Genomic DNA, 19,107 nt, shown 5'->3' with positions numbered 1-19,107 from the left:
GGAGCCTCTCAACGATAGATCTGTTGAGCCAAAGACAGCATCTCGTTCATACGTTCGGGATCCGTTGTGCCGAGAAGCTTCGAAGTTTCGATTTGCGCCACGGCCGGATCGACACCCGTCAGTGCGTCCGCCGTAGTCGGCAGCAGCCCCAGCCTCGCAAGGCTCTGCTGCATCGTCTTGCCCAGATAGTATTCCATCAGAAGCCGCGCAGCATTGGGATGAGGCGCATTCTTCAGCAGCGCGAGATCGTAGCCGACATAGGGCAGCCCCTCCTTGGGCGCGATGAACTTGACCGGGAGGCCCTTGAGATCAAGTAGCGAGGTCAGGCTGTCCGGGATGTAGAGTGGAAGCTCGCCGCGCGCCACCCGTCGCTCATTGGCAGGGATCTCCCGGCTGAACTTCAGATCTTGCTGGGCAAGCTTCTCGTGGAAGCCCCGCCCATAGAGGTCTTGCAGGACCGAAAAGAGCACGCCGCCGCCGCCGAGTGTCCGCAGATCGTCGGTGAGGATTTTTCCCTTCCAGCGCGGATCCGTCAGGTCGAGCCAGCTTTTCGGCTCGTCTGCCGGCTTGACCAGCATGGTATTCGCCAGAATGCCGTAGACGATGGCAAAGACAGGGAGCCGCATGCCGTCGCTTGGAAAGTCCCTCTTGAGACGGCCGAGGCTGGGGAGGGGGCCGTGAGGTTCGAAGACTCGCTCCTCCTTGATTTGCAGCGTGGTCGTGGTCCGCCCGTTCTCGGAGACGTCGGCTGCGTTGCGGCCTGCGGCCTGCTCGATACGGAGGCGCTCCCGGACCTCGCTCGCGCGCGCTTCGAGAATGTCCACGGTGATTCCGTAGGCAGACTCGAATTCCTTCTTGAGCTCCTTGTGCGCGGCAAGGCCTACGAAGGCGCTGTAGAGCACCACGCGGCCTTCTTTCTTAGCGGCGGCGACCAGCGCAGACCATTCGTCCTCCGCTCGCGCGGTGGCCATAATCGATGGCAGGATCGATACGGCCGTCAGTCCAAGCACCGTAGCGCGGCGCGTGATGCGCGCGCGCTTCTCCCGGTCCGGCGTGGCCATTGTCGCTACTCCGCAGCTTGCGGGCTGGGGGCGCGCCAACGGATGGCGGTCTTCAGCTTCTCCTGGTAGGCCTCGAGCCAGTCAATTTTCGCGTCAGCGTAGTACGAACCTGCCCGCGCCTTCCAGAACACCTCGGCATCGTCGACGCCAGGCGGTACGGTGCCGTTGTTGGCGAATGCCCGTGCCGCGTTGAGCAGGCGCCGCCTCGTCCGCGAGATCATCACGTCGCTTGGCGCGAGATGTTCCTTGGTGTGATCGACGATCGGCCCCATGCTTTCGCTTACGGCCTGATCCTGCATGACGATGTTGCGGATTCCTGTATAGATCTTATTGGTCCGCTGGGCTTCGCGATCGATCTGCCAATCGTTGCGGACGTTCTGGACCGCACGCCAGCGCCCATACCAGTCCGTGGTGTTAGGGAGATATTCGAGAGCATCGGCCCCGGGAATACCGCCGCCGGACTTTAGCTTGGAGGTGGAGTAGGTCGCCCCTTTGGCGCGGCCGCCATATATCGAGATCAGCAGCGTGTGGGTGTCGTCCATGGGCACCCACGCTTTGGCGACCACGTGGTCGGCAAAGTCGGCGTTCGGGGTTTGGGTCCAGAACGGCAGCGAGAACTGCGCCATGCGCCAATGCATTCGACCGTCTGCTTCCGGACGGAAGGCGCCGTACATCGTGCCCCAGTCGGTCTCGGTGACCTTGTACTCCGGCGCTCGGTTAGACACCGTGTGACGGGCCGGATGGCCTTCCTCGAAATCATCAGGGTTGATGTGTCCGGCATGCAGGAAGCCGAAATGCGACGTGTCGATGTCGCCTTCGAGGCCCTGGAGCCAGTTGGCTTCGCGCTGGAGGATGGTGACGGTCAGATCCTGCTCGGGAACGAACAGAGCTTCGTGCATCGGCATCGGCGGCGCCTCGGCGCGTGCGCCCATATAAACCCAGATAAGGCCTGCGCATTCGCGCACTTTGTAGCTTTTTGCGCGAACCTTTTCCTTGAAGTCTTGCGGCGGCGGGATGTTCGGCATTTCGAGGCAGCGGCCTTCGACGTCGAACTTCCAACCGTGGTAGACGCAGCGGATTCCGTCCTGCTCGTTCCGGCCAAGGAACAGCGAAGCACAGCGGTGCGGACATTGATGATCGAGCACACCAACGCGGCCCGAGCTGTCTCGGAACGCAATGAGCTGCTCACCGAGCAGCATCAAGCGCATGGGATCGCCGTCGATCGATAGTTCCGAAGAAAGGGCGGCGGGTATCCAGTATTGCCGCATCATCTCGCCCATGACCGTACCCGGGCCAACCAGCGTCAGATCCTGGCCGTCAGTCGATTTCGACATGTGGTCCTCCCTAGATCTCTTGAATGCTTATTATTTGCACAATGCAAGTAATTTGACCGCGCGTCAATGACGCGATCGTCCGGAAAACGAGCGGTTGAGTGGTGCAGTGCAGCTCGTTATGGTTCTGCTCCCATCACCGCGAGCAAATCTTCTTGATGAATAAGGTCAGCACGATCCTCCCGCTCGAGAACTGGACCGGATACCGGTTCGGTCTCATCGCTTCGCGGCTGGGCAGCTTCATCGCACCCATGTACGAAGATCGTTACGAGCTGACGATACCGGCCTGGCGAAGCCTCGCGGTCATCGCCCGACATCAGCCGCTAACGGCCACCCAGCTTGCGACATTGACCTCATCCGACGCGTTCAAGGTCGCGCGCTCGATCGAATTGCTGGTGCGTCGAGGGTTGATTCATCGCGACGTGGATAAGGCGGACCGCCGCCGCGCCAGCCTAAGCCTCACGACCGATGGCCGCAAAGTCTACAAGGATATCGAGAAATTCGTTGTTCGGGTCGAGCGCAAGCTGATGGCTGCGCTCGATCCGCACGAGGTCGAGGTCCTGAGGCGAAGCCTCGACAAGCTGGATCAGCAATTGGAGACCGAGATCAAAGCGCAGGGCCGTGAGAAATTCCTATAGCGGTCTCCGGCGACACCCTCAGAGCCTCAGGATCAACAATGCCCGAATGCCGCTCGCGAGGCCTGCCGTGAGGCCGCATCGTGGGACCAGCCCTTCAGGATCGCGGTCAACGTCTCAGCCGCGCAATTTCGCCGGGAGAACCTCGATGCACAGGTCCCCGCCGACAGCGCGGGCCGCGGTCACAGTCGCCGGTCGGGAGTCGACTATTCCAAGTCTTAGAGTGCGTCGACCGACCGGCACAGAACCGGCCGTCCACGCTGGAGTTAGAGGTACAGGGCGACCGCCTGAGTTAGGTGTTAACTGTTACTCCCTCATGCCGCGGTAATGGCGGTTTTCAATGAAGGTGATCGTCCGCCGGTCCGCCCGAGACGGCGGCAGGCGCGCTATTCGGACGACAGTCTTCCAAGTGCAAGACCAGGTTCCAGATACAACGCGTCACCGATTTCTCGACGCTGGAGACTCGCCAGAATTGGCAGCAGCTCAGGCGGAATCGAAGCGGCTCCGCTGGTCGACACGGATATGCGAGAACACGATCGTCCCGGAACGGTCGATCACATAAGCGCCCGGAAGCGGCAGCTTCCAGTCGGGCGAAGCATTCACGTCCGGAAGGGCGTGACCGTGATTTCTGAAATCCTGACGCGCCTTCTCATACAACGAAATGTCGATGCCATACGCGCGCGCTACTCGGCACGCGCGATCGCAACCTAAAATGAATGGGAGGTCGTTGTACGCTGCTAAACGGTCCGGCTTCTCCGGCGATAGCGCTACGACCTGCGCTCCTAGGCGCTCGATCTCGAGATTGACCGTCGCGAGCGCCCGAAGTTCCGATGTGCTGCAGTAGGGGCACAGCTGCCCCAACAGAAGGACAGCACCACGGGTCCTGCCTCCAGGAGGCGGAACAGCGTGACGGCAGGACGGCGTGCGTCCGATATACGAAATTCGGTGCGGGCGCGCCCGCCTTGAGAGCGCGGCTCAGCGCCTTAGACCGGGCAAGTTCCTGCTTGCCCCCGCCGAGGGAGGCGACGTCTTCCCGATCGCAGATGAGGCGGACCTGTTCTGCTGCACCTTCGGGCCGATTGCGGAGCGACATGGTTTAATCCTCGTGCGCAGGAGCGGCGTTTGCTGGTCCGCAGCGGCGGCCGGTAGACCGGCCGCCGCCCGGGAGCGCTCAGACCGCGCCCATGCCGCCATCGACGCTCAGCTCGACGCCGGCGACGAAGCTGCTCTCGTCCGATGCTAGGAACAGAGCGGCGTTGGCGACCTCCTCGGCCCGGCCCATGCGGTTCATCGGGATGACCGACGCATAGAAGGCGCGGATCTTGTCAGCCCCTTCCTTGGTGTCGGCCTGGCTGTCGATGATCGGCGTGTCGATCGGGCCCGGGCTGAGGATGTTCACGCGCAGACCGGAGTCCTTGAACTCCGCCGTCCAGGTCCGCGCATAGGAACGGACCGCCGCCTTGGTGGCGCTGTAGGTCGAGTGGTTGGGGAAGCCCATGTAGCCGGCGATCGAGGCCACCAGCACGATCGAGCCGCTGCCCTTCATGAGCGGAAGCGCCTTCTGCGCGGTAAACAGCGGCGCACGGGCGTTCAGCGCGAAGGTGCGATCGAAGTGCTCGGCGCTGATATCCTCGAGCTTGACCTGCTCGATCAGGCCGGAATTTGCGACGAGAACGTCGAGCTTGCCCTTCTCCCGGGCCACGGTCTCGAACAGCGCGTCGAGATCGGATTCATTGGTGGCGTCCCCGCGGACGGCGGTCACGTTGCGGCCGATCTCAGCCACAGCCTTGTCAAGCTCCCCCTGCCGGCGGCCTGTGATGAAGACATACGCGCCTTCCTCGACGAACCGCTTTGCGGTCGCGAGGCCGATGCCGCTGCTTCCTCCCGTGATCACGGCGACTTTACCCTGCAATCTCGACATTTGAATTGTCCCTTCGCCAATGCGTCGACGGCATGTCGTCGCTGGCATTGGTTTGGCGGCATCCGGGAATTCGAGGTAGAGAGCGGCTCCGACTAACCCTTATTCCTGCCAAGAATATTCGGGAGACTATGCAAATCCGCCGCACGTATAACAGCAAGAGCGCGACCGACGGACGCCGGTCGCGCTACACGAGTTCCTGCTATTAAGCTGTTTTGACAGGCGCTCTCGAGCCCCTCAATAAAGAAGACGCGATACTTCGCGCCCGCGAGCCGATGGCGAAGGGCATCCTGATAGGCGGAGTGTTGTACCAGTCCTTCGCGTCTTGCATCGATGGGAACTGGAGGACGACGGCGCATTCGATGGCAGGACCTTCCAAGACCTCGACGCGCCGTATATCGCGAGGGGCGTGAGCGGATGACCCGCCGCGGCCGCCTGAGACTTGGGGCCATACGCTTCGAGTTCAGCCGGATTGGTGGTCTCATCGCGGATAAAGACTGCGAAGGTGGTCATGATCGCCTCGTTGATTGGTAAATACGATCTCTCAGATACAGCCTGCGTGGTGGCGGAGTAGCCGCTTTCAGGGGACTAACCCTCATTCTGATGCGGAATAGGGACCCATCTAATGGCGAGACGACCCATGCTCGGAGGGAATAAATTCTGTCGGAGTGAAGGCGTGGATGGCATAGTGTCGGCAGAGCACGAAAAATGGGTCAGGAGTCAGTGTGGATCGTCTTGCGTCGATGGAAACCTTCGTCCGCGTTGTCGAAACGGGCTCCTTTTCAAGCGCCGCTCGGCAGCTTCGCGTCGGCCAGCCGGCGGTCTCGAAGACCGTCGCGCAACTTGAAGATCGGCTCGGCGCCAAACTCCTGACCCGCTCGACCCGAGGGCTTTCAACAACCGAGGCGGGCCAGGCTTATTTTGAACGGGCGAAACGCTCGATCGAGGAAGCTGACGAGGCCGATCTCGCAGCTCGCGGCGCAGGTGCGGGCCTCACTGGCAGATTGAGGATCTCGGCCGCTACCACGTTCGCAAGCATTCATATCATACCCAAGATTCCGGCATTCCTGGCGGAGCATCCCGGGCTGGATCTCGAAGTCGTCCTCGATGACCGGAATATCGACCTAATCGACGAGGGCGTCGACGTGGCGTTGCGCATGGGAAAGCTTACGAATTCCAGCCTGACGGCCCGTAAGCTTGGTGCAGGACGGCGACTTGTCGTCGGCACGCCCAACTATTTTGCGCGCGCCGGAACGCCCGCGTTGCCCGCCGATCTGCTCGACCATGAAGGCGTGGTCTACCTTCAGACCGGCGACAATGTTGCATGGACGTTCAGCCAACGCGGCTCGGAAACGTCCGTTGCCATCAAAAGCCGGCTCAGGGTCAGCGCCGCCGAAGGCGTGCGTGCGGCCGTATTCGCGGACATCGGTCTGGCGGTGGCCTCGGAATGGATGTTCCTACCGGAGCTGAAAACCGGCGCGGTAATCGCGGTGCTCGATGACTGGGAGCTGCCTCCGATCAACCTATGGGCGGTTTTTCCGGCAGGCCGCATAGCGACAGCGAAGGCGCGCGCCTTCGTCAGCTATTTCCAAGGGATGCTCTTTCCAGTTTGAGCATCTTGATCAGAAGCGCGCGCTACCGACCGCCCTTCGGCGCGCTGCCGATAAAGACCATCGGGCTTGCAAAGTGCAAGACTTACGCTCCACCCTGGCCGCGTTTGGTTCCCCGCCCAGCGGGATGCCAGGCTATCTCGTGAAGAACACCAATTCAGCGACACGCGATCGCTGACGCTCGCCACCCTATGATCGAGCGCCTCGCCCACTCGGTTGCCGCACACATCCTCAAGGAATGGGCTGGCCAGAAGCTGGTGGGGCCCGCGCTTCCACGGTGAATCCGGCACCAACCGTAGCGTGCGACCATCAAGGAGTTGCCGAACGCCGTTCACTCGCTCCCCACCGGGACCGCGAACGTCCAATTCGTCATCGAGTATCGCATTGTCTATGAGCCTGCCGAACGCGACTGACAGCGGCTGCCGTGACCAGGCCGCCGGCACATCAACCGCCCATTCCCCTTCGGCGATGGGCTTCCTCACGGCGGGGAGCACTTCGAACTGTTTGGTGAGCACGCCGCCGGCAGTCGCCACCTCCAGACGATAGGACTGCCCCGCGACAACTGCGGGCTCATCAAGCGGGGTTTCCGGAGCCCCGGATACACCCTGACCCCCGGCCTGGCGAGCGTGATTTCGCCGGAAGAGCGCGTGGGGATGATCGACACCATTCCCCTGAGCCGCCTCAGCTCGCCTGGGTTGCGGCCAGCGCCGCCGCTGTCGGGAACGAGATGCCAGCTTTCGACGCGCAAAGGCACCAGATGTTCGATCAGCTCGATCGACTGGATACCGGCATTGCCGACCAGCACGCGAATGGCGTTGATGCCGTCGAGCGCGGGCCGGGCGCCATAACCGCCGGCGTGCGGATCGATGTGCTGGACATATCTCCGGTGAAGCGACTTTACACGCCGTTCATCCGGATCTTCGCCGCTGAAGATGCCGGAGCAGGCGGCGTCGTTGACCACCCGGTTCGGAATGGCCGGCGCCAGCGTCTTGAGCAGCATGTCGATGATGCGCGGCGAAGTTTCCGTCACCCCGCTCACCACGGAGGCAGGGTAGGTACAGTTCAGCACCGTGCCTTCGGGGCAGATGATCTCGACCGGCCGATAGCAGCCTTGATTGATGGGGATCGTGTGGTCGGTGATGGCCTTCAGCGTGAACCAGGTGCTGTTGCATGTGACCGACAGCGGGCAATTGACGCCGCCGGGACTTGCTTGGCGGTCCCGGTGTAGTCAAACACCATGTGATCGCCAGCCACGGTGATTTTGACCTTCACGGGAATCAGATCCTTCGGCCAGCGTCGTTCGGTCTCGGCGCCGCGGGCATCAATTCGCAGGTGGCTGCAATAAATGTGCCGCTTGCCATTGCCCTTTGACAACCAAGTCCGGCTGTTATCCGGTGGACGAAGTCCTTCGTGCATATGGCGGCATAGTTCAGCCGACGTGATGCCGACCGGCATATGGCCAGCCTCCGTTTCACCTCGGGATCGCGGAATCGTGCTCAGGAGGTGCGCCATTGGCCAAGGGCGCTGATCCAACCAGCAGGGAGAATCGCAGCACCTATGCCTGCTTCGACACATTGCGGGATCATGCTGAAGGTCTCGATCTCCCGCACGTTGCGTGCTTCAAGACCGTGGCGCCCAAAGCGCTCCTGCACTTGTACGCAACTGCATTGTACGCAACTGCCCCTTGACCAAAATGACCGGCTTGTCGATGACTCTTCCAGCCCAACTTTGGAGCCTCGCCTGGAGTGTCGGCGGATTGTACCAGAAGGAATTCCTCATCGACGATCGCGTCGACCTGAATGGGCCGAATTCATCTCACCTTCTGTGATCATAGTCCAAATTTCAATTCGGTTCAAAAGTAAATGGCTCCCACATCTGCGTTGTGCTCTTCCATAACTCCGAAAGTCGACATTGGGATCGTCGCAGGGTTGGCGCAACAAGGCCGCGGCCGGATCAGATAGACGCTGTAGGGGATGCCAATCGCCACGATGCGTGTGCGCGACTGCCCGTTCCCTCGCCCTCCATTTGAGCCAGCTCAAGTTGCCGAAAAACGATTTGGCAGTGATGATAGGCCTTCTCGCCCTGTCGGCGCGTTGAACGCCTTTGGCGAGACGTTCCAGCAGCGATGTGCGCAGATCGAACTCAAGCCGGCGGATGCTCTTGCCCATGCGCAGGTTGCGCAATGTAAAATCGTTCTTTTGTCACGGACTTTGGATCATGAATTGCGCGCGAGACGTCATTGCCCATACCCCGGCAAGCGCGACAAGATCGGACATTCGCACAGCATTCAGGAGCGGTCTCTTGGCGGTCGAGCCGCGACGCACGCGTGTCTACTTATCCGCGCGGGGCGAACCAGGCGGGTACCAACGAGGGTGCCTTCCTCGGCGGTGGTGCCGTTTTGTTGCAAAACTCGGTTGAAGCAGTCGATGAACAGATCGCCATGCTCGACCCGGGCGCGGTGATTGGGCACCTCCCGGAATGGAGCAGACGTGGGTGCACTCGCAATCGAGTACCCATTGCTGCCTGATCTTGAAAGTGTTGCAATTCCATCTGTACGGTTCGCGGCGCCGGCCATCGAGGCCGTTGGAAACCGTTTCCTGTTGAGGAATGAAGCGATTGAGGTCATGAAGATGGGGAGCACGACCGCACGGTTGTCATCAAGTTCGCGGCGCGCCATCTGGCTCGGGCGGCCTATAGGACCGTTCGATATCAAGAGGCGCTTCAATCCTTGGGCAACGGCGTCGAGCGGGACAGGTGCGTTAACTACGCGACGTGTGCTTGTTCGGATCGCAACGATAGCAACGTAAGCGTCTCTGTCAGACGCAAATGGTTTGTCATCCGCTCTGTCGCCAAACTCACGTCGCGGCTGAGGACAGCATCCGCAAGTTGGCTGTGTTCGCCACGCAGGTCGCGGTCATCGCCCGACATTCGAATGTTTATGAGTCGGTATCTCTCGCCTTGTAAGAAGAGCTGTTCGCGGATTCGAAGAAGCCAGGGGCTGTCGCACGCCGCGACCAACGCAGCGTGAAAGCGGGCGTGGGCGACCGTCCAAGCATCGCTAACCTCTCGAGTGTCGTGCGGGGTCCGGCTCAAGGCGTGATTGGCCGCGACAATCGCAACTTCCCAATCGACATTGCCTCTGCTGATCGCGCGCCGAAGACACTGCAATTCGATATCGATTCGGACTTCGGTGAGGTCGCTGACATCTGCCGCGTTGATAGGAGCGACGCGGAAGCCCCGCTGTGGCTCGGCAATCACGAGCGACTCGGCGGAAAGCCGCGACAGCGCCTCCCTGACAACGCTCGGACTGACTTCAAGCGAAGCAGCCAACTCTTGAATCCTGAGCTTGCGATCTGGTTCGAGCCGCCCTGCGAGGATGTCGGACCGAACCTGATTGTATATGGAGATCGTTCGGCTTGGGGACTCAGTCATGAAGGAAAGGGTGGCATTAGGGGGACCCTATGACAAGACTATCATCGAAATATCTTTTTTTTATTGACAATAAGACATTATCTAATAATATCGATTTTAAGAGCGCGAACAGAACGCTCCCGAGTACACGGGCCTTTGCCGGCTCGTCTTCGATCTCAAGCCGAGAACAACAAGGACATTGGGAGGAACCATGCCTCAGCTATCGCCAGAGCGGACCGAGCGAATTCTGTCCGACCCATCATTTCAAGAGCTGGTAGGGGCGCGGGCCAAACTGCGTTGGACCCTTTCCGCGATCACGCTCGCGATGTTCTTCGGCTTCATCCTGCTGATCTCGATGGCGCGAGGCGCGCTCGGGGCGACGATCGGCGGAAGTTCTATCCCGGTAGGGCTTGGGCTTGCCTTTGCAATGATCGTAGTGGTCGTGGTCCTGACGGGGTTCTATGTCGCGCAATCAAACTTGCGCTTCGACCCGCTGACCCGCTCGTTGAATCGGGAGTACGGTCAATGATCTCGCGCATCCTGTTGGCCGCGCTGGCGATTGCATCGCCAACGCTCGCCATGGCCCAGGCGCCTGCGGTACACGAACGCGGGACGGACTGGATTGCGGTCGGCATGTTCATGCTGATCGTCGTCGTCACCCTGGTGATCACCTATCGCTCTGCGGGCAGCACCAAATCGAAAGCGGATTTCTACACCGCGGGACACTCGATCACACCACTGCAGAACGGCTTGGCGATTGCGGGAGACTTTCTCTCTGCTGCTGCATTCCTTGGTATTTCGGCGCTCGTGTATGCCAATGGCTTCGACGGCTTGATCTATGCCATCGGCTTCCTCACGGGATGGCCGATCGTCCTATTCATGATGTCGGAGAGGATGCGCAACCTTGGCAGCTTCACATTCTCCGACGCCGCGGCATTTCGTCTTGAGCGGGCGCCGATTCGGCTTATCGCGGCAACCGGCAGCCTCGTCGTTGTCCTATTTTATCTGATCGCGCAGATGATCGGCGCCGGCAAGGTCATCCAACTGCTATTTGGCGCACAGTATCTCGTTGCTGTCGGAGGTGTCGGTGCACTCATGATTCTGTACGTTACTGTTGGCGGCATGCAGGCAACTACTTGGGTACAAATCACTAAGGCCGCGCTGCTGTTGTCGGGTGGAACGCTCATGGCCATCGCCGTGCTCTGGCACTTCGATTTCAGCGCCGCCAAATTGCTCGCTGCAGCGAGCCAGATCCATCCGAAGGGCGCTGCGATTCTTGCGCCGGGCGGCCTGTTCGCCGAGCCGATTTCGGCGATCTCGCTCGGCACTGCGCTGGTCTTCGGTACCGCCGGTCTCCCGCACATCCTCATGCGCTTTTTTACTGTGAAGGATGCAGCAGGCGCACGAAAGTCGGTGTTTTATGCAACGACGTGCGTTGCCTATTTCTGCCTCGTCATTCCCTTGCTGGGGTTCGGCGCCGTCGCGATCCTGATGTCCGATGCGAGCTATTTCAACGTCGGAGCCTCAGGGCAATTTAACAAGGTCGCTGATCTCATCGGTGGTCCGAACATGGCTTCGATCCACCTCGCCCACGCCATGGGAGGACCTGTCCTGCTTGGCTTCATGGCGGCCGTGGCTTTCGCGACAATTCTCGCCGTTGTTGCGGGACTCACGCTGGCAGGCGCCTCTGCCGTCAGCCACGACATCTATGGTCAGGTAATCGCGCGTGGCCAGGCTTCAGAAACCCGAGAAGTCTGGGTCTCCAAGGTGGCGGCCTTTGCAATCGGCATCGTGGCGGTGCTGCTCGCCTATGCGTTCGAGAGCCAGAACGTTGCCTTTATGGCGGGCCTTGCACTGTCCGTTGCCGCGAGCTGCAACTTTCCAGTTCTGGCGATGGCCATCTTTTGGCGCGGGACGACCACGCGCGGCGCGGTCGCCGGCGGGGTGGTCGGTCTCGTTTCCTCCGTCGCCTTGGTCGTGTTGAGCAAGACGGTCTGGATTGCAGTCTTCCATTTCGCCTCTGCGCCGTTCCCTTATGACAACCCGGCTCTGTTCTCGATGCCGTCGGCATTCTTGTGCGTTTGGCTGTTCTCGGTCACCGACCGAAGCGCCCGCGCGGTTCGCGAACGGAAAGCATTCGATGCGCAGTTCGTGCAGTCGGAAACCGGCCTCACACAAGCAAAACTGCCGGAACTTGTGCCCGCGGTTTCGTGATTAAGTCGGCTCTATCGCGCGTAACTATCCGAAAACCGGAATTAGAAAGGGAGTGTTCAACGTGATGCAATGCAGCTTCAAGTACTCCGGACTTATCTTAGGAGGGTTTCTCGCCGTGGTTCTAGCATCAGTCACGAATTCGCCTTCGAGTTCGGCCGATGGAGTCGAAGTCACCTCCACGCCGCTGCCGGTCGAGCACATCAAGGTTACGACGATGAAGCCCTATCCGGAGGTGAAGGCAGGAATCGAAAAACTTGGCCGTCTCGATGAGAGCGTTCGGATCTTGCTGAAAAACAACGACGTCGAAAGCTTGCGAGCTGCGCTGAAGCGCATTGCAGGCGAGGATGGCTTAGCGATTCATTATATCGCGCTGCATGGTGACTTGCTGGCATTGAAAGGGGAGCGTCGGCCGCTCACCGCCTACTATATCGGAAATGTCCTTTCCGCCGTGGACATGACGAACGTCAACCCGGCCGCAGGCTTGTATGCGCCATTGCGCGTGGTTGTCTATGCGAACGCGAAAGGCGGTACCACTATGGAATACGACAAGCCGACCTCGATGTTCGGTCAGTTCAACAATGCCGAGATCGACGCGATGGCGCAGTCGCTTGATCAGCGGCTTCTGACCTTCCTCAAAAAAGTCAGCATGTGAACACTTGCGCTGGCCAGCGAGGCTTGCTTGGCGGCTAGACAGGAGGCGGTATGATCGGTTCAGGCCAACTTGACGAAACTCACGACCCCGGCCGCCGTAGCTTTGTCGAATCTGCAAACATTCCAGACTCAGATTTTCCGATCCAGAATTTGCCGCTCGGTGTGTTCAGCACGGCGGCGGACACGACTCCGCGAATCGGCGTAGCGATCGGTAATTGCGTTCTCGATCTCAAGAAGACGAGCCGGTTGAACGTTCTGCCGGCCGGCATCGATCGTTCGTTCTTCGAGCAGACGTCGCTTAATGCGCTGTTCGGCAGAGGAAGGTCGGCACTCCGCGAACTCCGCTTTGCCGTGGCAAGTTTGCTCGATCAGGGAGCAAGCGGCAACGAAATACGGCGTCGGTCTTCGGATCTGTTGGTCCCCGAAGATGACTGCGTTTTTCACCGTCCGACGGATATTTCAAACTACACCGACTTCTACGCAGGCATCTATCACGCGATCGCCGCCGGCGCGTTGCTAACTCCTGAAAACCCGCTTCCGCAAAATTATAAATGGATGCCTATCGCTTATCACGGCCGGGCGTCCTCGGTGCAAATCGGAAGAGGCGAAATTCAAAGACCGCTCGGCCAGCGGCCTCCAGACGCCCACGGTGCACCACCGAGCTTCGGTCCATGCGAACGACTGGATTTCGAACTCGAAATGGGATTCTACGTCGGCGGTGGTAATGAGCTTGGCAAGCCGATTCCGATCGGCCGCGCTGCGCAGGAGATCGTCGGATTTTCTCTGCTCAATGATTGGTCGGCTCGCGATATCCAGCGTTGGGAGATGTATCCGCTAGGGCCGTTCCTGAGCAAAAGTTTCGCGACGTCCGTCTCTCCCTGGGTCGTTACCGCTGACGCGTTGGCGCCGTTCCGCGTGCCCGCCTTGGAACGCCCCGAAGGTGATCCTCGGCCACTCAGCTATCTCTTCGATCGAAACGATCAGAGCCAGGGCGGCCTGGATGTGCATCTCGAAGTTTACCTGTCGACTGAGAAGATGCGCCGCGCAAATCAACAGTCGGTCGCGCTTTTAAACTCAAACGCACGTTATCTCTATTGGACGCCGGCGCAGATGATTGCGCACCACACCGCGAACGGCTGCAATTTGCAGCCTGGAGATCTGATAGGTACGGGGACAATCTCCGGACCGACACCCGCGGAGCTGAGCAGCATGCTCGAATTCACGAGGGGAGGAGCTATGCCCGTTACGCTGTCGAACGGCGAGCAACGGAGCTTCCTGCTTGATGGCGATGAGATCAGCTTCAGGGGACGTTGCGACCGAGCGGGACACGCGGCGATCGGCTTCGGGGCATGCACGGGACGGATTGTTGCCGCGGAAGAGATCAAAGGATCCTAGGACATCATCATGTGTTGTTCGACATCAACTATATATGCAATGCTGATCACGCCTGAAATGGACCTCGACGACGTGCGCTTCGGGCAGCTTCTTGTGCTCGCTGCGGGACTAGCGTTCGTGTTGCTTGGCAATATCGCGTATGTTCTGATCTCGTTGAGCATAGCCTAGTCCTGTGCCGTTTAAGAGGTCTGGGGTGTATCGCGTAAACGAAATTCGCTGGGGGAACGTCCGGTCCATTTCTTGAACGCCTTTCTGAAGCCGACGGCGTCCGCGAATCCAACTCGCTCTGAGATTTGTTCGATGCCGAGGTGGGTGTTTTCCAGAAGTTCGGTTGCGATCGAACGGCGCATGGCGTCAACAATGGATTGATATGACAATCCTTCATCGGCCAGCTTGCGGTGCAGTGTTCGTAGGGAGACGCCTAGATCGGACGCGATCGCGCCGGCGGGCGGAAAGCGTTTCGGACTGTTGAAGCAGGCTACGCGAATCTTCCGGACAAGTTCAGACTCGCCCGGGCTTTCGGTCATTACGATGTCGCATACTTGTTGGCATATTTTTGCAGTTATGGGATTTGCGTTCGGGCAAGACTTACTGAGAACGTCCGCGCTGAAGTGCCACTCCATCGTCCCGGCATCGAACTCAATCGGACAATTGAACATTCGCTCGTAGTTGCGCCAGTGCGTCGGAGCCGCGAAAGGGAAGATCATTCGTGCGGTTGGGAAAGGGATTTCAAGTACCCGGCTGAACAAGGATGTCATCGAACTCCGCCAAAACTCGGCCGCAAACGGCAGTAGATCTCCCAAGGTATCTAGACCGTGACTGCGCAGGATCGCGAGGTCGCCGTCGATTTGGAAACTGATCTGCTTTACGGCGGGACCCGCCATAGTGACGTGGTCAAGCGAAAATAGCAGCGCGTCTCCGAAGGTCGGACTGCTAACCATAGCGTATCCGTAGATGCCGTAATCGCTGATCCGTTGTCGTGCGCCTGCCAACAACCCAATATCCGATCGTTTCGCGAGTTTCTTGGCGTTTCGATAGATCGCGATCCGTTGCCGATGTGAGATCCGTGCGTGTGCATCCTCCAATTGCGCGGCGTCCACTCCAGTGCGCGCGAACAGATCGCGCACCGAAATGCCTTCCGACGCAAGCTCCGCCGCCAACGCGCCTAACCCCAGCAAATTCTGGTTGGGCAAATCCGGATCGCCGGAGACTGGGGTGACAACCTTGATAGGCTTCATGGGTTCTCGATTGACCGACCCGTTTGACTTTGGCGCAATTCGACGTTTGGGATGGCGCGATATTAGCCGTTTTGGCAGCTTTGGACATCTTTATTGGCACTCGGAAACATTGCCGCAAACGACCTGAACCTGCAAGATTTCAGGAGAAAGAAAGTCGGCTCGTTGCCAGAGCTTTTCCAGGGGAAGCGCCGGTCGGCTGTCCGCGAACACCGTTCTCTTAGCAAAGGGGACGCGCGAGCACCGCGAGAGGGAGGAATGATGATCACAGTCACGCACGAAATCGACGGCAAGGTGGGTGTGGTCACGCTCGCGAAGCCACCGCACAACCTGATCGACGATGCGCTGGTCGAGGATTTAGTGACGGCATACCGAGCGGTGTTGAGCTCGGGATGCCGCGCGATCTTGTTGCGCAGCTCCCAGCGCCACTTCTGCGCGGGCGCGGAACTTAAGTCGTTCAACACCAGCACGTTCATACACACCGATCAGCGCAAGTTCGAAGCCATGATGCGCAGCCTCGAGGACGCATCAGTACCGACGGTCGCGGCGCTCAACGGCGGCGTGCTGGGTGGCGGCCTTGAACTCGCTTTGACTTGCGACATGATTATCGCCGCCGACACCGCGTTCCTGGGGCAGGTAGAAGTGACCGTAGGCCTGCTCCCCCTCCTTGGCGGAACACAGAGACTGGCACAACGCGCTGGCGTCGCGCGGGCCAAGGAGATCGCGATGCTCGGGCGCAGGCACACGCCTGAAGCGTTCGAACGTTGGGGAATCGTCAATCTCGTGGTTCCGGAGTCCGAATTGCCGTCAGCATCGATGACCTGGGCGCGGCAACTCGCGGCTGGTCCGACACAGGTTATCAAGGGCATTAAGATGCAGGCCAATCTTGAGGCTCGCGGCGGAATCGGCGCGGCCGACGCCAAGCAGGTTGAGATCAATGACATGATCTGGAAAGCAAAAGATCGCCAGCGCGGTTTTGACGCGTTTTTTGCGACCGGACCGGCCAGCGCCGTCTTCGAGGGAGACTAAAATGTCGGCTCCCTTGGAAGGACTGCATGTCGTCGACTTTACCCGCGTGCTGGCAGGGCCTCATTGTACCAAGGCGCTACGAGATCTCGGCGCTGACGTCACGAAAATTGAACCGCCTTCTGGCGATCTTGGCCGCGTGGGCCTGCCGCATGTTGATGGGCTGGGGATGTACTATGTTCAGCAGAATGCCGGAAAACGAAACCTGAGCATCGACCTTAACTATGCGGAGGCGCGTGAAATCGTCGTCGCGATGTGCCGCGAAGCCGACGTCATCGTCGAGAATTTCCGTCCGGGTACTCTGGCACGTTTCGGTCTTGGTTACGAAGACGTCAGCGCTCACAACCCCGGCGTCGTCTACGTCTCGATGAGTGGCTACGGACAATCGACATCCTGGCGCAACCGTCCCGCTTTCGCTCCGACCGTACAGGCGGAAACCGGCCTGACCGCTATCGTGCAGGATCATTTCGGCGAAGCATTGTCCGAGCCCCGAGGCGATGCTTGCAGTCATGCTGATGTCTACACCGGACTGCAAGGCGTCATCGCCGTACTTGCAGCGCTGCAGCACCGCAACAGAACAGGCGAGGGGCAGCACGTCGACGTGTCGATGGCCGCGACCATGTTGTCGGTCAACGAGCGCGCCGGCGCGCAGCTAAGTGGCATTGACACCGACGGCGAGCCGATCGCGCTTTCGGCCAATGAATCGCATATTTTCGAAATGAGTGATGGCACCTGTCTGACCATCGCGGGCAGCCCGATCTATTCTCCCATGTTCACGCGTTATTGCGCAATGATGCGGCGAAACGACTTGGTGAGGGATCCGCGATTTGCGACCGCCAACCTTCGACGCAAAAATCTGGTTTCATTGCTCGCGGAAATCCGGGCGTGGCTCGCAACCTTCGACAATCTGGAGCAACTCCAAGCCCAGATCAGCGAAGCTGGCCTGGCCGTGGGCCGCGTACGCACGATCAACCAGTTCGCGGATTCAGAGTGGGTGAAGGAGTGGAACGCGGTGGTGGAGGTCGACGACCGGGCCGGCGGCGTGGTCAGAATGCCCGGGAACCCTTGGATCTTCAGTCGTTCCAAATTGCCGTCGCCGGGAATACCAGCTTTCCAAGGTGAGCATAACCAGGAAATCCTGACGGAGCGTCATGTCGCACTCGACAAGATTATGGATTTGCAGAAGCGCGGCGTCCTACTTAGCCGGCGGGGTCCATTTGGCGACTTCGATTGAGGGCTTCGTCATCGGAGAAGCGATACACTTGCGCTTCAGTTGAGACAGCTTGAATCGGGTCAGTTGGGAGCCCGCAAGGCAACCAAACATTTGCAGGATTATCCTCGGTCAAGAGCAAGAAGGAGCGATACCCGCATCAGCGGCGTGGCCCGCCAACACCGGGGAGGAGCCGTATCGCGATGGATCGGATATGGTTTACCTGCGAATGTTTAGGACCCGGTCCTGGTCTTTGGTGCAAGCTGACGAGATGCTCAGAACTGTCGAACCCGGTAGATCAAGATTTGTGTTTCGGCGCGGGGTCTCGACGCCTTTCGGCGTGGGGGTCCAACGGATCAGGTTCAATGCAACCAATGACTTGAAGGGGTCCCCAAGACGCCGATGGGGGTCATTTTTCGATCAGCATTTACAAATGGGCCGCAGTGATTTGAATGATTGCGGTACGCACCGCTCCAATGGCTGCCAAACAGTATTGAACTGTCGACCTCTCCATTACCAATGGAGTGAGCAATAGCGCCCACGCCGGCGACCCTGCGCGCAACATATCTGCAACACGGCACATCTAACCCATTGACATTATTGTCTCAAAAACGGTTTCCTAAACCGTAGGTCGCATGTTCGAGTCATGCCGGGATCGCCAGCTTCCGACCGCAAGAAAATCCTATAAATAAAGGGGTTTTTGCGCCGTGCGCGCTCCGGTCCAGCGAAAAATGGCGCCAAAACGATATTACCGTCCATTACGCTCACTACCACTGATTACAATGGGTTACGGCCCAGTACCGTCCACTCCGTGCAACACGAATGCAACACGGACGAGGTGTCGTGTTCGCAATTCGTTTCCATTCCGAGAGAGCATTTGAAGCTCTTTTTCTGGACAATCCAGTCCGACAAACGGCCCTGTGTTGAGATCGGAGGTGGTTTCGAGACCTCCGCACGAGCTGCAGATGACACGCCGAGGGCGCGCCCGAAGAAGCGCGCCGGGGTGGCGGTTTCAGCTACACCAGATTCGGGCGCGGCTTCGCAAACCGAAGTTGCTGTCTTTGGGAAAATGTCTGCTAAGTTGTGTCGACGGCCCTCTCATCGAACGATTGGCTTCAGACATGGAATTGGATGCAAAGCCCCCAGTCGAAGGCAGAGATTTTCGGTTCACGATCTTGGGCGGCATCGGCACCACCCGGATTACCGTTCGACTGAACGGTAAGGTCGTTCACGACAACGATTGTCCCGACCCGCCTTGTCACGAGGAGATCCGAATACCCGCCGGCGAAGGGGGAGCCGAATTGGTGGTGATCGCCAAGGACTCGGCGGGCAAGGTGCTGGAGCGGAAGTTCATCGTCGGGCGGACCGAGGGGCAGGCCGGCGGATTCATGTCGGCGTGAGGTCCGAAGC

The 19,107-nt window shown here is 59.5% G+C and carries 19 protein-coding genes; 9 read left to right on the top strand and 10 right to left on the bottom strand.

Annotation, left to right across the window (positions count from 1 at the left end; all coding sequences use genetic code 11):
* Positions 1–8: 8 nt before the first annotated feature.
* Both RX329_RS32565 and RX329_RS32560 read right to left on the bottom strand, forming a co-directional pair.
* Positions 9–1,061, bottom strand: coding sequence for an ABC transporter substrate-binding protein (locus tag RX329_RS32565; protein ID WP_085358120.1), 1,053 nt, complete (start codon positions 1,059–1,061; stop codon positions 9–11).
* A 5-nt stretch (positions 1,062–1,066) separates the two neighbouring features.
* Positions 1,067–2,395, bottom strand: a complete 1,329-nt coding sequence (locus RX329_RS32560) for a Rieske 2Fe-2S domain-containing protein (RefSeq protein WP_085358122.1) — start codon at positions 2,393–2,395, stop codon at positions 1,067–1,069.
* A 155-nt stretch (positions 2,396–2,550) separates the two neighbouring features.
* On the opposite strand from RX329_RS32560, the gene RX329_RS32555 reads away from it, so the two are divergent.
* Positions 2,551–3,030 (top strand): MarR family winged helix-turn-helix transcriptional regulator, encoded by a 480-nt coding sequence (locus tag RX329_RS32555; protein WP_085358124.1) that lies wholly within the window; start codon positions 2,551–2,553, stop codon positions 3,028–3,030.
* A gap of 480 nt (positions 3,031–3,510) precedes the next feature.
* Here the strand turns inward: RX329_RS32555 and RX329_RS32550 are convergent, their stop codons facing one another.
* The 3 genes from RX329_RS32550 to RX329_RS32540 all read right to left on the bottom strand — a co-directional run bounded on the left by RX329_RS32550 (position 3,511) and on the right by RX329_RS32540 (position 5,324).
* A complete protein-coding gene (locus RX329_RS32550) occupies positions 3,511–3,888 on the bottom strand; it encodes a redoxin domain-containing protein (RefSeq protein WP_161494809.1) in 378 nt (125 codons plus the stop codon).
* 310 nt (positions 3,889–4,198) lie between these two features.
* Positions 4,199–4,948 (bottom strand): SDR family NAD(P)-dependent oxidoreductase, encoded by a 750-nt coding sequence (locus RX329_RS32545; RefSeq protein ID WP_085358164.1) that lies wholly within the window; start codon positions 4,946–4,948, stop codon positions 4,199–4,201.
* A gap of 202 nt (positions 4,949–5,150) precedes the next feature.
* On the bottom strand, positions 5,151–5,324 hold the full coding sequence (locus tag RX329_RS32540) for a hypothetical protein (protein ID WP_317244819.1): 174 nt from the start codon (positions 5,322–5,324) through the stop codon (positions 5,151–5,153).
* Positions 5,325–5,670: 346 nt separating this feature from the next.
* Here RX329_RS32540 and RX329_RS32535 point away from each other — a divergent pair, with 346 nt between their 5' ends.
* The gene (locus RX329_RS32535; protein ID WP_085358166.1) at positions 5,671–6,558 is read left to right on the top strand and encodes a LysR family transcriptional regulator; all 888 of its coding nucleotides are present in this window, start codon (positions 5,671–5,673) and stop codon (positions 6,556–6,558) included.
* Between the two features lie 475 nt (positions 6,559–7,033).
* Here the strand turns inward: RX329_RS32535 and RX329_RS32530 are convergent, their stop codons facing one another.
* The 4 genes from RX329_RS32530 to RX329_RS32520 all read right to left on the bottom strand — a co-directional run bounded on the left by RX329_RS32530 (position 7,034) and on the right by RX329_RS32520 (position 9,987).
* Positions 7,034–7,705, bottom strand: coding sequence for a hydantoinase B/oxoprolinase family protein (locus RX329_RS32530; RefSeq protein WP_240543206.1), 672 nt, complete (start codon positions 7,703–7,705; stop codon positions 7,034–7,036).
* A complete protein-coding gene (locus RX329_RS32525) occupies positions 7,702–8,010 on the bottom strand; it encodes a hypothetical protein (protein ID WP_201263197.1) in 309 nt (102 codons plus the stop codon). Before RX329_RS32525 ends, RX329_RS32530 begins: the two co-directional genes overlap by 4 nt.
* 41 nt (positions 8,011–8,051) lie before the next feature.
* Entirely contained in the window at positions 8,052–8,165 is a 114-nt protein-coding gene (locus RX329_RS42090; RefSeq protein WP_410706532.1) for a hypothetical protein, read from the bottom strand.
* A 1,153-nt stretch (positions 8,166–9,318) separates the two neighbouring features.
* Positions 9,319–9,987 carry a GntR family transcriptional regulator gene (locus RX329_RS32520; protein WP_085358168.1) on the bottom strand — a complete coding sequence of 223 codons (669 nt, stop codon included), beginning with the start codon at positions 9,985–9,987 and terminating at the stop codon, positions 9,319–9,321.
* Between the two features lie 190 nt (positions 9,988–10,177).
* Between RX329_RS32520 and RX329_RS32515 the strand changes: the two genes are divergently transcribed.
* Genes RX329_RS32515 through fahA form a run of 4 tightly spaced genes read left to right on the top strand, consistent with a single transcriptional unit; the run spans position 10,178 to position 14,226 of the window.
* A complete protein-coding gene (locus RX329_RS32515) occupies positions 10,178–10,495 on the top strand; it encodes a DUF485 domain-containing protein (RefSeq protein WP_085358170.1) in 318 nt (105 codons plus the stop codon).
* Positions 10,492–12,180: a cation/acetate symporter ActP gene (gene actP, locus RX329_RS32510; protein ID WP_085358172.1), complete on the top strand. Its 1,689-nt coding sequence runs from the start codon at positions 10,492–10,494 to the stop codon at positions 12,178–12,180. The genes RX329_RS32515 and actP overlap by 4 nt, the downstream gene beginning before the upstream one ends.
* Positions 12,181–12,232: 52 nt before the next feature.
* The gene (locus RX329_RS32505; protein WP_201263198.1) at positions 12,233–12,832 is read left to right on the top strand and encodes a DUF302 domain-containing protein; all 600 of its coding nucleotides are present in this window, start codon (positions 12,233–12,235) and stop codon (positions 12,830–12,832) included.
* A 50-nt stretch (positions 12,833–12,882) separates the two neighbouring features.
* On the top strand, positions 12,883–14,226 hold the full coding sequence (gene fahA, locus RX329_RS32500; protein ID WP_085358174.1) for a fumarylacetoacetase: 1,344 nt from the start codon (positions 12,883–12,885) through the stop codon (positions 14,224–14,226).
* 179 nt (positions 14,227–14,405) lie between these two features.
* On the opposite strand, the gene RX329_RS32495 is transcribed toward fahA, so the two are convergent.
* Entirely contained in the window at positions 14,406–15,464 is a 1,059-nt protein-coding gene (locus tag RX329_RS32495; RefSeq protein ID WP_085358176.1) for an AraC family transcriptional regulator, read from the bottom strand.
* A gap of 255 nt (positions 15,465–15,719) precedes the next feature.
* Between RX329_RS32495 and RX329_RS32490 the strand changes: the two genes are divergently transcribed.
* The 3 genes from RX329_RS32490 (at position 15,720) to RX329_RS32480 (ending at position 19,097) form a co-directional block, all read left to right on the top strand.
* Positions 15,720–16,490, top strand: coding sequence for an enoyl-CoA hydratase/isomerase family protein (locus RX329_RS32490; protein ID WP_240543200.1), 771 nt, complete (start codon positions 15,720–15,722; stop codon positions 16,488–16,490).
* A 1-nt stretch (position 16,491) separates the two neighbouring features.
* Positions 16,492–17,721, top strand: coding sequence for a CaiB/BaiF CoA transferase family protein (locus RX329_RS32485; protein WP_085358178.1), 1,230 nt, complete (start codon positions 16,492–16,494; stop codon positions 17,719–17,721).
* A 1,097-nt stretch (positions 17,722–18,818) separates the two neighbouring features.
* Positions 18,819–19,097: a hypothetical protein gene (locus tag RX329_RS32480; protein ID WP_085358180.1), complete on the top strand. Its 279-nt coding sequence runs from the start codon at positions 18,819–18,821 to the stop codon at positions 19,095–19,097.
* The last annotated feature ends 10 nt before the right edge of the window (positions 19,098–19,107 follow it).

The sequence above is a fragment of the Bradyrhizobium sp. BWC-3-1 genome (assembly GCF_032917965.1).
In the GTDB taxonomy this organism is placed as follows: domain Bacteria; phylum Pseudomonadota; class Alphaproteobacteria; order Rhizobiales; family Xanthobacteraceae; genus Bradyrhizobium; species Bradyrhizobium canariense_D.
Note: the sequence above shows the minus strand (reverse complement) of the source record. Positions and strands in the feature narration are given on the sequence as shown.

What these genes read in the sequence shown, in the direction of transcription:
- RX329_RS32565 (WP_085358120.1), bottom strand. Translation starts at nt 1,061, where the DNA reads ATGGCCACGCCGGACCGGGAGAAGCGCGCGCGCATCACGCGCCGCGCT.
- RX329_RS32560 (WP_085358122.1), bottom strand. Translation starts at nt 2,395, where the DNA reads ATGTCGAAATCGACTGACGGCCAGGATCTGACGCTGGTTGGCCCGGGT.
- RX329_RS32555 (WP_085358124.1), top strand. Translation starts at nt 2,551, where the DNA reads ATGAATAAGGTCAGCACGATCCTCCCGCTCGAGAACTGGACCGGATAC.
- RX329_RS32545 (WP_085358164.1), bottom strand. Translation starts at nt 4,948, where the DNA reads ATGTCGAGATTGCAGGGTAAAGTCGCCGTGATCACGGGAGGAAGCAGC.
- RX329_RS32525 (WP_201263197.1), bottom strand. Translation starts at nt 8,010, where the DNA reads ATGCCGGTCGGCATCACGTCGGCTGAACTATGCCGCCATATGCACGAA.
- RX329_RS32520 (WP_085358168.1), bottom strand. Translation starts at nt 9,987, where the DNA reads ATGACTGAGTCCCCAAGCCGAACGATCTCCATATACAATCAGGTTCGG.
- RX329_RS32515 (WP_085358170.1), top strand. Translation starts at nt 10,178, where the DNA reads ATGCCTCAGCTATCGCCAGAGCGGACCGAGCGAATTCTGTCCGACCCA.
- actP (WP_085358172.1), top strand. Translation starts at nt 10,492, where the DNA reads ATGATCTCGCGCATCCTGTTGGCCGCGCTGGCGATTGCATCGCCAACG.
- fahA (WP_085358174.1), top strand. Translation starts at nt 12,883, where the DNA reads ATGATCGGTTCAGGCCAACTTGACGAAACTCACGACCCCGGCCGCCGT.
- RX329_RS32495 (WP_085358176.1), bottom strand. Translation starts at nt 15,464, where the DNA reads ATGAAGCCTATCAAGGTTGTCACCCCAGTCTCCGGCGATCCGGATTTG.
- RX329_RS32490 (WP_240543200.1), top strand. Translation starts at nt 15,720, where the DNA reads ATGATGATCACAGTCACGCACGAAATCGACGGCAAGGTGGGTGTGGTC.
- RX329_RS32485 (WP_085358178.1), top strand. Translation starts at nt 16,492, where the DNA reads ATGTCGGCTCCCTTGGAAGGACTGCATGTCGTCGACTTTACCCGCGTG.
- RX329_RS32480 (WP_085358180.1), top strand. Translation starts at nt 18,819, where the DNA reads ATGGAATTGGATGCAAAGCCCCCAGTCGAAGGCAGAGATTTTCGGTTC.